Source organism: Hyphomicrobium sulfonivorans (genome assembly GCF_013306565.1).
Lineage (GTDB): Bacteria > Pseudomonadota > Alphaproteobacteria > Rhizobiales > Hyphomicrobiaceae > Hyphomicrobium_A > Hyphomicrobium_A sulfonivorans.
The window spans coordinates 591,453-602,643 of record NZ_PZPO01000001.1; the positions used below are offsets into that span (position 1 = coordinate 591,453).

At 61.5% G+C, this 11,191-nt stretch carries 11 protein-coding genes and 1 tRNA gene; 9 read left to right on the forward strand and 3 right to left on the reverse strand.

Annotated elements, in window-relative coordinates; all coding sequences use genetic code 11:
- Positions 1-92 precede the first annotated feature (92 nt).
- The 3 genes from C6Y62_RS02745 (at position 93) to C6Y62_RS02755 (ending at position 2,966) form a co-directional block, all read left to right on the forward strand.
- Positions 93-2,087: a protein meaA gene (locus tag C6Y62_RS02745; RefSeq protein ID WP_173952679.1), complete on the forward strand. Its 1,995-nt coding sequence runs from the start codon at positions 93-95 to the stop codon at positions 2,085-2,087.
- Between the two features lie 50 nt (positions 2,088-2,137).
- Complete coding sequence (locus tag C6Y62_RS02750) at positions 2,138-2,488, forward strand: hypothetical protein (RefSeq protein ID WP_068462008.1); 351 nt, start codon at positions 2,138-2,140, stop codon at positions 2,486-2,488.
- Positions 2,489-2,651: 163 nt separating this feature from the next.
- The gene (locus C6Y62_RS02755; protein ID WP_246274243.1) at positions 2,652-2,966 is read left to right on the forward strand and encodes a PilZ domain-containing protein; all 315 of its coding nucleotides are present in this window, start codon (positions 2,652-2,654) and stop codon (positions 2,964-2,966) included.
- 64 nt (positions 2,967-3,030) lie between these two features.
- Here C6Y62_RS02755 and C6Y62_RS02760 read toward each other — a convergent pair whose 3' ends face one another.
- Entirely contained in the window at positions 3,031-4,074 is a 1,044-nt protein-coding gene (locus C6Y62_RS02760) for an AI-2E family transporter (protein WP_173952681.1), read from the reverse strand.
- Positions 4,075-4,372: 298 nt separating this feature from the next.
- Between C6Y62_RS02760 and C6Y62_RS02765 the strand changes: the two genes are divergently transcribed.
- The 3 genes from C6Y62_RS02765 (at position 4,373) to C6Y62_RS02775 (ending at position 6,595) form a co-directional block, all read left to right on the forward strand.
- Positions 4,373-4,459 (forward strand) — tRNA-Leu (locus C6Y62_RS02765).
- 196 nt (positions 4,460-4,655) lie between these two features.
- On the forward strand, positions 4,656-5,294 hold the full coding sequence (locus tag C6Y62_RS02770) for a DUF975 family protein (RefSeq protein WP_173952682.1): 639 nt from the start codon (positions 4,656-4,658) through the stop codon (positions 5,292-5,294).
- Positions 5,295-5,485: 191 nt separating this feature from the next.
- Positions 5,486-6,595, forward strand: a complete 1,110-nt coding sequence (locus tag C6Y62_RS02775) for a D-alanyl-D-alanine carboxypeptidase family protein (protein WP_246274245.1) — start codon at positions 5,486-5,488, stop codon at positions 6,593-6,595.
- Between the two features lie 171 nt (positions 6,596-6,766).
- Here the strand turns inward: C6Y62_RS02775 and C6Y62_RS02780 are convergent, their stop codons facing one another.
- On the reverse strand, positions 6,767-7,012 hold the full coding sequence (locus C6Y62_RS02780; protein ID WP_173952683.1) for a hypothetical protein: 246 nt from the start codon (positions 7,010-7,012) through the stop codon (positions 6,767-6,769).
- Positions 7,013-7,169: 157 nt separating this feature from the next.
- Between C6Y62_RS02780 and C6Y62_RS02785 the strand changes: the two genes are divergently transcribed.
- Both C6Y62_RS02785 and C6Y62_RS02790 read left to right on the forward strand, forming a co-directional pair.
- A complete protein-coding gene (locus C6Y62_RS02785) occupies positions 7,170-7,385 on the forward strand; it encodes a hypothetical protein (RefSeq protein ID WP_068461994.1) in 216 nt (71 codons plus the stop codon).
- Positions 7,386-7,407: 22 nt separating this feature from the next.
- The gene (locus C6Y62_RS02790; RefSeq protein WP_173952684.1) at positions 7,408-8,805 is read left to right on the forward strand and encodes a lipopolysaccharide biosynthesis protein; all 1,398 of its coding nucleotides are present in this window, start codon (positions 7,408-7,410) and stop codon (positions 8,803-8,805) included.
- Positions 8,806-8,959: 154 nt separating this feature from the next.
- Here C6Y62_RS02790 and C6Y62_RS02795 read toward each other — a convergent pair whose 3' ends face one another.
- Complete coding sequence (locus C6Y62_RS02795; RefSeq protein WP_068461990.1) at positions 8,960-9,643, reverse strand: CAP domain-containing protein; 684 nt, start codon at positions 9,641-9,643, stop codon at positions 8,960-8,962.
- A 389-nt stretch (positions 9,644-10,032) separates the two neighbouring features.
- On the opposite strand from C6Y62_RS02795, the gene C6Y62_RS02800 reads away from it, so the two are divergent.
- On the forward strand, positions 10,033-11,181 hold the full coding sequence (locus C6Y62_RS02800) for a hypothetical protein (protein WP_173952685.1): 1,149 nt from the start codon (positions 10,033-10,035) through the stop codon (positions 11,179-11,181).
- Positions 11,182-11,191: the final 10 nt, after the last annotated feature.

Below are 11,191 nucleotides of genomic sequence, written 5' to 3' on the forward strand. Positions count from 1 at the left end.
TGTCCACGTTGCGGCAAAGATCATTTTGCCTTGCGCGAGGTGTTAAGGGTACTTTAGGGCAAAACGCCTGAACCCAATCGAGGTTGAATTTTATGAGCGAAGGCAAGAGCGGGGCCGAGAAGCGGGCTCCCGACCGCCCATGGTTGCTGCGCACTTACGCCGGCCACTCGACGGCCGCCAAGTCGAACGAACTTTATCGTCGTAACCTCTCCAAGGGTCAGACGGGCCTGTCGATCGCTTTCGATCTGCCGACACAGACCGGCTACGACAGCGACAACGAGCTGGCGCGTGGTGAGGTGGGCAAGGTTGGCGTGCCGGTGTCGCATCTCGGCGACATGCGCACTCTGCTGGACGGCATTCCGCTCGACCAGATGAACACCTCGATGACTATCAACGCCACCGCGGCGTGGCTGCTGTCTCTGTATGTCGCTTTCGCAGACGAGCAGGGCGCCTCGCGTGACAAGCTCACCGGCACCATCCAGAACGACATCATCAAGGAATATCTTTCGCGCGGCACCTACGTGTTCCCGCCCGAGCCCTCGCTCCGGCTGATCAAGGACACGATCGTGTTCTCGTACCAGAACGTGCCGAAGTGGAACCCGACCAACGTCTGCTCCTACCATCTGCAGGAAGCAGGCGCGACGCCGGTACAGGAGCTAGCCTTCGCGCTAGCCACCGCCCTCGCCGTGCTCGACACAGTGAAAGCTTCGGGCGAGGTGCCGGAAGAAAACTTCGGCCTGGTGGTCGGTCGCGTGTCGTTCTTCGTCAACGCCGGCATGCGCTTCGTCACTGAGATCTGCAAGATGCGCGCCTTCAACGAGTTGTGGGAGGATATCACCCTCAACCGCTATGGCGTGACCAATCCCAAGGAACGCATGTTCCGTTACGGTGTGCAGGTGAACAGCCTCGGCCTCACCGAGCCGCAGCCTGAGAACAACGTCTATCGTATTCTGCTGGAAATGCTGGGTGTGACGCTGTCGAAGCGCGCCCGCGCCCGCGCCGTGCAGCTTCCCGCCTGGAACGAAGCGCTCGGCCTGCCGCGCCCGTGGGATCAGCAGTGGTCACTACGCATGCAGCAGATCGTTGCTTACGAGACCGACCTGCTTGAATACGGCGACATCTTCGATGGCTCGAAGGAAATCACGCGCAAGGTCGAAGAGCTGAAAGAGCAGGCCCTGAGCGAACTAGCCGCCATTGAAGCCATGGGCGGCGCCGTTGCTGCCATCGATTACATGAAGCGACGTCTGGTTGAGAGCAACACGGCGCGCCTTTCCAACATCGAGAGCGGCGCGCAGATCGTTGTTGGCGTCAACAAGTGGACGGAAACGGAGCCTTCACCGCTCACCGCCGGAGAAGGCGCCATCATGGTCGTCGATCCGGCCGTCGAGGCGGAGCAGATCGAACGCCTGAAGGCTTGGCGCGCTTCGCGTGACAACAAAGCGGTCGAAAAGGCGATTGCCGAAGTTGAGCGCGCGGCCAAGGAAGGCCGTAACATCATGGAGTCCTCCATCGCGGCGGCACGCGCAGGCGTCACCACCGGCGAATGGGGCACCACGTTGCGCCGCGTGTTCGGCGAATATCGCGCCCCGACCGGCGTTGCTCAGGCAGCTGTTGTCCGCGACAGCGGCGCGCTCGATGCGGTCCGCGCCGAAGTGGACGACCTCTCCGACAAGCTTGGCCGCCGCCTGAAGTTCCTGGTCGGCAAGCCCGGTCTCGATGGCCACTCAAATGGCGCCGAGCAGATCGCCGTGCGCGCCCGCGATGTCGGCATGGAAGTTGTTTATGAGGGCATCCGACTGACGCCGACGCAGATCGTGCGTGCTGCGGTGGATGAAAGCGTACACGTGATCGGCCTGTCGATCCTTTCCGGCAGCCACGTGCCGCTGGTTCAGGAAGTGATGGAGCGGCTGCACAAGGAAGGCATCAGCGACGTTCCGGTCGTCGTCGGCGGCATCATTCCGCCCGAGGACGAGGCGAAGTTGAAAGCGTTCGGCGTCGCAGCCATCTACACGCCGAAGAACTTCCAGCTCAACGACATCATGAGCGACATCGTGCGCCTCGTCGGCACCCAGTCTCTGGCTGCCTGACCCGACGCACCGCCGCCAAAACAGGGCTGAAGGCCCGATAAAAAATGGCAATGCGTGAAGAGACACGTCGCAAGCTGGACCGCGTTATCCGGGTCCAGCGGCTGAAACGGATCGGGATCGGCGCCATGGCGCTGGTCGCGATCGGTGCCTACTTCGTTTATGAGGATCTGGACGCGCGCATCGAAAACGTGCGCGTCCCGGCCACCGTCGCCGCGATCACACCGCTAAACGTGAAAAGCACGCGGATGATCGAAGACGGCCTGACCGTAGACATGCTGCTGAACGATGGGCGCCACGTTAACGTCATCGCCCTCAAGACCAGTTCGCCCCACGTCGGCGATCATGTCGAAATCACCGAGCACCACCACGGAACCGGCCGCATCACCTATTCCTGGAAGTGACGGGTTTCGAGCTCGGCTGCATTCAGCACGCGGCGACCGCAGCGCCCGATTATTCCTGTCGGGCGCTTGGTCACCAATGCTTAACCACCGCCGCAAATCAAATCTGACTGACCTCTTTTCCGGCCCACAGCCTGCATATGTTTCCGCCATGGAGAGCAAGGCTATGGAACGCAGAATTAATCACCGCCAATCCGTGCGGCGTCCGGGGCGCATTTCGCTCGGCGGCAACGATTCCGTGCCGTGTTCGATTTGCGACCTGTCGCATACTGGGGCAAAGCTGGAGATCCCCTCAGCCCGCAGCGTTGGCAATTCATTCGAGTTGCGCGATGTGATGACCGGAGCTGCGCGCAAGTGCACCGTGGCATGGCGCGATCATCTCACCATCGGCGTTCGCTTTACCGACCGGGGCACATGGCCGTCGGCGCAGGACATCCGCCAGTCAGGCACTTTCGGCCGACGCCAGACATCGCGCGCGTAGTTTAGCCTGAGATCCAGCCCATGAACTGGGACTGGACGGCTCAGGCGGCCGGGCCTCCGCCCGCTCAAGCTTCGTCGTCAACCTTCTCGCCGGCAATCGTGACCTCTTCGCCAAGCGTCTCATGCACGTAGAGGCGCCGCACGGCGACATCGATGACAATGGCCAGCGGATAACCGAGCAGCAGGCCCAGCGGGCCGAACAGGATGCCCAGCGCCACAACGGCAAACAGTCCAACCGCCGGGGGCAGGTCGACCGCCTTGCCCGACAGCAGCGGCATGATGATGTTGCTCTCGATCTGCTGCACGACCACGAACACGCCGAGCGTCCACCAGACGAGATTCCAACCATCGGCCGACGCCAGCAGCAGCGCGGGAATCGCCGCTATAACCGGGCCGACAATGGGAACGAACTCCAGCACGCCGGCGATCAACCCTAATGCCAACGCTGAAGGCGCGCCGATAATTGCAAGCCCGATGGCAATCAGAACGCCCACCAGGATCATCGCAACAAGCTGAGCCCCCAGCCACATGCGCAGCGCGTCAAAGGCATCGCTCAGCGTTGCACTGACCCGTTCCTGCGCCGACTTTGGAAACAGCTTCAGCAGCCCGTCGCGATAGATCTTCGGCTCGATTGCGATGTAGATGCCGGCAATCAGCACCACGATGAACGTGGCAAACGCGCCGAATATGGTCGATCCCCACGACACCGCATTCATGATCAGATTGCCAACGGACGATCCCTTCACGATATCCGAAACCGACAGGAACGGCTCTGCCCGCGACAGGCTGGATACCGCTTCCGGCAGTTTCTCAATCAGCGCATAAAGCTGATCGGCGATTTCGGCGCCGAACAGATAAACCACCAGTCCGATCAGCGTCGCGGTTCCGAACCCCGCCACCGCCAGCGACGTCCGCTCACCCCAACCGGTGAGCCTGCGTACCGGAGCCGCGATGGCATGCAGCACCACAGCCACCAGCACCGCTCCGAAGATCAGCAGCAGAATGTCCGAGAGCACATAAAGCGCGGCGGCCAGCGCCAGGATGCCGACGACAATAAGCACGCGGCGGATGAATTGAGCTTCGCTCAGCACCGACGAAGGGGTCAGCAAGTTGGTCATCTCCCATGGGAACAGGCCGCACCAGAGACCGGACGCCCAAGCCCTGGGCGTCGGTCCCTGCCATCTGGTGGGAGGAGGATCTCACCGGAGCGTTACGGAACCGCTCACCGGCCGCAATAACTCAGCTGGATTTCACCAGGTTGCATCACCTTTTCCGGCGTGTGGTCCGTCGAGAGCCCACCTTCGCCATATCCCATGTGGCGCCGCCCAGTGTGCCGCACGGAAACAGGATTCGAGACGCTTCCCTTCGCCGGACAAAAGCTGTAGCAAAAGCTCTCCGCAGTGGTACGCCCGAGTGGTGGAACTGGTAGACGCACGGGACTCAAAATCCCGCATCCGCAAGGGTATGTCGGTTCAAGTCCGACCTCGGGCACCACAGCGCGGAACTCTCAAAATCTCTGATCGGCAAAGCTGCGCCCGCTCAAGCCGGGCCATACATATTTTCGCGCATCGTATGTGGCGCCAAGCGAGTGCGGCCCAGCGATCGCACCTCCGCCGCCCCCAAGCCCGTCTGCGGCCTGTTAAGGCCTTCGTGCGAAACTGCCCGCCTCATCAATCCGCGGGACAGCAACATGCGCAAATTATCCGTCGGCGACTGCATCAGCTTCGGCTGGGAGACCTTTAAAAAGCGGCCCTGGTTCCTCATCGGCACGCTTCTGCTCGTGTTGATCATCACCTCCATCCCCGGCTCCTTCGGCCCGGACCTTCCGGACATTGACCCTGATGGCGAATTCATTCCCGAACCCGTCACCGCCATAAGCCTCATCGCCCTGCTGGCCAGCATCATCGTTTCAACGCTGGCGGCCTGCGGAATCGTGACGTTCTATCTGCGCGCGCACGACAACGTCATGGGCGTACAGCTCACCGACTTCTGGAATCCCGGCCCGTTCTGGCGCTTTCTTGGCGCGCACATCCTCACCGGCATCGCCGTCACCCTGGGGCTCATGGCCTTCATCGTACCCGGCATTATCATCGGGCTCGGATTGATGTTCGTGCCCTATCTCGTGGTGGAACGCGGGCTTGGGCCGGTGGCAGCCATCAAGGAAAGCTGGCGTATCACCAAGGGCAACAAGTGGCAGCTTGCGCTGCTGATGCTTGCGCTGCTCGGCATCGTCATCCTTGGCCTGCTCGCGCTTGGCGTGGGTGTATTCGTGGCCCTGCCCATCGCTATACTGGCCAGCGTACATGCCTATCGCACGCTGACAAACTGAGCCCTGCACCGGAATAAGGCAGCCGTCGCGAAGGAGCGTATGTTCCCCCCTGCGCACTGATCGCACGGTTGCCTCATTTGGCGTCTCTGTGTGCGCCTACTGACACAGTGCACAACAAAGGGCCCGGCCGCGCGTTGCGGCCGCAGCACAGGATATGGTATCCGCCGAGCATGAGCAGTTGGGGGAGTTGCATGCGCAGCGGCACCGCATTCGTTGCCCTGATGCTGATCGCGATGTTTGCATCGCGGCCGGCCACCGCAGCCCCTGCCCTCGTTGTTGAGCACACGAACAGCAAAGTGCTGTACGCCGAAGCTGCCGACGACCTCTGGCATCCCGCTTCCCTCACCAAGATCATGACCGCCTATCTGGTGTTCGGCGCGATCAAGGAAGGCAAGCTGACCCTTAAATCCAGGGTGACCTGCTCGGACGATGCCCACACCCAACCGCCCAGCAAGATCGGGCTCGCCGTTGGCGGACAGCTCACCGTCGATAAAGCGCTTGAATCCCTGATAGTAAAATCTGCCAACGATGTCGCCGTGATGCTGGCCGAAGCGGTCGCCGGCAGCACCGTTGCCTTCGTCGCCAAGATGAACGCCACAGCCCATCGCCTCGGCATGAGCCGCACCGTGTTCGTCAACCCGAACGGACTGCCCGCTCCGGGGCAGGTGACGACAGCGCGCGATCTTGCCAAGCTCACGCGGGCGGTCATCGACGAATTCCCGGAGCACGCCCATTACTGGGGTATGTCGGAGATGCGCCTCGGCAAGCAGCGGCTTACATCGCACAATGGCCTGCTGCGGTCGTTTGATGGCGCCGATGGCTTCAAAACCGGCTTCATCTGTGATTCCGGCTTCAACGTTGTTGCCTCGGCTACCCGCGACGGCCGTCGCATCATTGCTGTCGTTCTGGGTGACGTGACCAGCGCGGAGCGCAACATCCGCGCCGCCAGCCTGCTGGAACATGGCTTTCAACAGCCGGGCTGGAAGCAGCTTTTCAATTCAACCACCATCGACAACATGCCGTTGGCGCCCGCCGTTCCGGTGCGCAGCGTGCGCAAGGATGTGACGTCCTGGGGCTGTAATCCGCCGCCCGCCAAAAAGCGCAAACCTAAACCGGCGACGGTGAAGGCCAAGGACGACGGCAAAAAGAAAGAAGCCAAACGCGCCCCGCGCGGCGATGGGGGCGAGCCACGCCCCGCTCCGGTGACCGTTGAGGTTGAAACCGGCAGCGGCGACACATCGGCGATCCAGCTTCGCGGCACGATGCCACCACCGGCAGCAGCTTTCCAGGCGCCGCACTAACCAACCGCGTCAGCTTTGATGGAACGGCGCGTGTGAGCGGATGCCGTCCGTCCAACGTCAGGCCGGCTGAAGTAATTTGCCCGGCACTGGTCCGAGCGGGCGCTATAAAATCTCGCCTGCTCCAATCGACGCAATGGTGAGCTCAGTCAGCTGCGCTGCGAGCAATCGCCATCAGGCGATGAGTTCCAGCTTGTCATTGCCCCAATATGGGCAGCCCGCGGGAACGTCGATCAACGGCTTCACATTCGGATCGCGCCGCGGCGGCGCGTTATCCGCAGGCGCGGGCTGCTCCAGCTGTCGATCTTCCGACCCGCTGCCTTGCGGCGCTCCGGCTTCTTCAGCCAGTGCAGATCCTGCAATCCCGAAAGCCATCACAACGGCAGCGCAACGGATGGTTAACCGCAACGATAGGGACATGGGTACACCTCGCTGTCCATTCACCCCGAACAAACGCCAACGCGAGATTATCACGGAGCGCACGGGTTGGCTTTCACAGTTTCAAAACGGGGCAACTCGGGCTGGCGTGCTTCTTGCTATCCCTACCGCAAGATGCACCACACGGGATTCCAAGACGATGTCAAATGTCTGGCAACACAAGCCGTCCATAGACGAGCCTGAATTCGACGCCATGGCGATCGTGTTGGAGGCCAAGCACGGCCAGTTTGCGGCCGAGGTGGCGGATTTCTTCTCAGCGGTGCACTTCAAAAATGGCGACCGAGACAGATCCGATGCCTGGGCCGACGTCGCCGAGCGTTTGCGCGAGCGCGAAAACGAGCGGCTGCTTGACTAAAAGTGGCGCTGAACGGGAAACCATGGCTCAGAGCACAACCGATACTCTCAGGGCTTCCCCCTTAAATCGCATCAAAAACGTCATTCGCGTTTTTCCGGCACAGATCCTGACCATTCTGCGCGGCGAGACTGACCGTCACCGTGCACAGCGGGACGCGATGACTGCGTTCTCCGTTCGCTGCGCCAGCGCCGCATTGATGTATCTGTCGCAGATCGCGCTGGCGCGGTGGATGGGCAGCTACGAGTACGGCATCTACGTTTTCGTTTGGACGTGGGTGATGGTGCTTGGCGGTCTGGCCGATCTCGGGCTCGGCGTCGCCACGATCCGCTTCATTCCTGGCTATCGCGAAACCGGCGAAACCGATCTGGTGCGCGGCGTGGTCCGCGGTTCACGCTGGCTTTCGGTCGGCGTTGCGACGCTCATCATGCTTGCGGGCTTGGCCGGGCTTTATCTCTTCGAGCCGCTCGACAGCCATTACATGGTGCCGGCGTATCTCGCGCTGGTCTGCATCCCGCTATACACGCTGACCTGGGTTCAGGATGGCATCGGCAAAGCCTTCGCGTGGATGGGGCTGTCGCTTGTTCCGCCCTATATTCTGCGCCCGGCGCTACTGCTTGCAGCCATGGTCGCCGCGCACGAAGCTGCACTGCCGATGGATGCAAATACCGCCGTCGCTGCAGCCATCGTCGCCACATGGATCACGGGCGTTGTGCAAACGGTGCTGATGGATCGCCGCATCAAGGCCACCATCGGCGCGGGCGTGCGGCGTTACAATTTTCCGCTGTGGCTGAAGGTGAGCTGGCCGCTGCTGGTCATCAACGCCAGCGAGTTCGCTTTGCAGAGCGCCGACGTACTCATCGTATCGCACTACATGAACCCGACCGACGTTGCGATCTACTTCGCTGCAGCCAAGACGATGTCGCTCATCCTGTTCGTGCATTACGCGGTCGGCAGTTCGGTGGCGAACCAGTTTGCAGCGCTCTATGCACGCGGCGATCATAGCGAACTCGACAGATTCGCGCGCGAAGCCTCGCACTGGACCTTCTGGCCGTCTCTGGCCGCAGGTGTTGTGCTGCTGGCGATGGGCATGCCGCTGCTCTGGCTGTTCGGCCCCCAGTTCACCTCAGGCTATCCGGTGATGCTGATCCTCATCATCGGCTTCCTGTTCCGCTCCGCGATGGGCCCGGCTGAATTCCTGCTCAACATGCTGGGCAAGCAGAAAATCAGTGCCGCCGTTCAGGTGACGATGGCGGTGCTGACGATTGTGCTCAATCTGATACTGGTGCCGCTGTACGGCTTGATCGGTGCGGCGACCGCAACATCGATCGCGCTGGCAACCGGCGCGCTGCTGAACAGCATCGTCGTCAGCCGTTCGCTGGGCATCGAGGTTGCGATCTGGCGCAACATCTTCCGCCACTAGAGTCTAGTTAGCACCGGCGACTCCCCTGCGGGGAGCCGGCCGCCGGTGCTGGGTTACAAAATAAAAAATGCCGCCTAAGCCATAAAGCCGGGCGGCATTTGAATTTTCAGGCGGTGCTCAGTGCCCACGCGCCTTTTGCGCGGGCCGCGAAAACCTACATCGGCGTGCCGATCACCAGCGTCCAGAATGACTTGAACTCGGTGCGCGGATCCTGCACCAGCGCGATGCCCATGTGGGTCGCATCCTTTAGCAGCAGGTTCTTGTTGTGGCCGGGGCTATCCTTCCAGCCGCGCATCACCTCAAGAAAATCCACCTGACCGGTGCCGACGTTCTCCGCTGCTAGCTTCGCGTTGAAGCCGGTGCGCTTGACGCGATCCCATGGATTGGAGCCATCCGAGCCGTAGTGCGAAATGCGGTCCCACTTGGCGAGATCGCGCGAATGGCCCTTGGCAGCCTCCGATAGCTCGGCGTTCAGGCGCAGCGGCTTCAGCCCCTTGTCGCGGCGATACTGATTGATCACGTCGCGAGCTTTTTCGGGATCGAGCGCCGTGTGCGAATAATCGCGATCGGAAAGCGCGCCGGTTGTCGCCTTCTCGTAGGAGCCCTTCGGCGCCTGATCGCCCAGGCTGGCGTACTGCTGTCCGGCTACCGCTGTCTTTCGACCGCGCGGCGCACCGGGATCACCGCCCAGAGCAACACTCTGCATGTTCGGCGACGAAGTTATCGACCCCGTTGTGTCAGGCTGAGCATAACCGGACGAAATGGTGGAGTTGGAAGAGCCGAGACTGCATGCAGCCAATGCAATGGCTGCAATTGCGCAAAGCGCGACGCGATACATACGAACCACTCCCGCGTGGATGATTGCGGTACATTGATCAATCATCGCGATAACCCGTTAACTCGCCGTTAATGCTAACAGCCCGGAACCATATGTGCAGATCCGGACCACCGCCCAATCCAGCCATGATTTGAAGGGCTTCCCTACTCTCCGCAGGCTCCAGCAGCGTTTCGGAGCCAAAGCGCGCCTAACATTATGACGACGCCAATTTGGCCCAGTTGAGGCCAAACCCCGGCACCAATCAGACAAAAGCCCGCAGCGGGCGATGCAACATTTGGTGTCAGTAACTTCCTCAGCCCCTTGATGCATCGGGGACTTCAAACACAATCCAATTTCAGTGGCTGCTGATTCGCGCGTTCGGCCGAAGGTCTACGAAGGAGAAGCCTTGTATGTCGGCGCCGAGCTTGAGCGCGCAGGCGCTGCCGGTGAACGGCAGTGGACCGAAGCAGGACGCAGCTAGCCCTATCGAGCATCTCATTCTTGTGCGGGCAGCGTGCGCAGGCGGTGCCAGCCGCGCGCAGGTCATTCGCGACCTTGCCCCGCTTTTCACACCCAAGGTGCCGTCTACCCGTTGGCGCTCGAAAGCCGACACCGCACTGACGAAGCTGATGCTTGGCGGCTTCATCACTGAAGCGCGCAGCAAACTGAAGCTGACTGAAAGCGGCGAAGAGACCGTCGCCCGATACTTCGGCGAAAGGGAAGCTCACAACCGCACCTGGAACGAACAGCGCGATGTGTGGCTGACGGCCAAGGCACTTGGCGTCGATCCTCGCAAATCGGCGCTGCGTTCGGCGCTTTCACGCAAAGATGGCCTCAGCGCGCTGGTGGTGCAGCATACGTTTGGGCTGTCGGTCCGTCAGGCGCTTTCGCCATCAAAGCTGCGCGCCGCACTTGCGTTGCTGGCACTTGAGCGTGCGTTTGGCGACAACGTGAAAGACGGCCTCGGCAAAGGCTCACCGCTTTCCGCCAAGGCGGGGCGCGTACTCGCCGGGCAACTGCTAAAAAAACCGCGCGAACTGCCGACTGATGCGCGCCTGATCACTGCGCTGTGCGCCGATCAGGCCGGCAGCATCCGTTACGACGTCGAAAGCCTTCGTCTGGCGGTATTGCGCAAATTGGCATCCGCTGAGGTGTCGAAACTTTCGCGCATTGCCGACAGAACCCCCTTGCCGCCGCCAAGCGAATCGCTTTCGCAAAGCGTCCTCCAGTTCACACCGCAACCGGAAGAAGCGCCGCAGCGCCCTGGATTGGCGCAATTTTCTGCCGGTGTGCTCCGGGCGGCACGGAGCAACGCCGAGGGCTGGCCAGGGGCCCGGAAGGCGTTTATCTCAAAGGTGTGGGACGCGATTCGCACCTCGCACCCCGAATGGGGGCTTTCCGAGATCGAGTTCAAAGACATGCTGGCCGGGGCTCACCGGGCAGGCCAACTTGTGCTGGCCGGCGCAGACCTCAAAGACAAACAAAACATCAAGGAGTTTGAGGATTCAGCGATCCTCTACAAGAACACCGTCTGGCACTACGTGCGCGTCGAAGACTAGGACGTCGAGG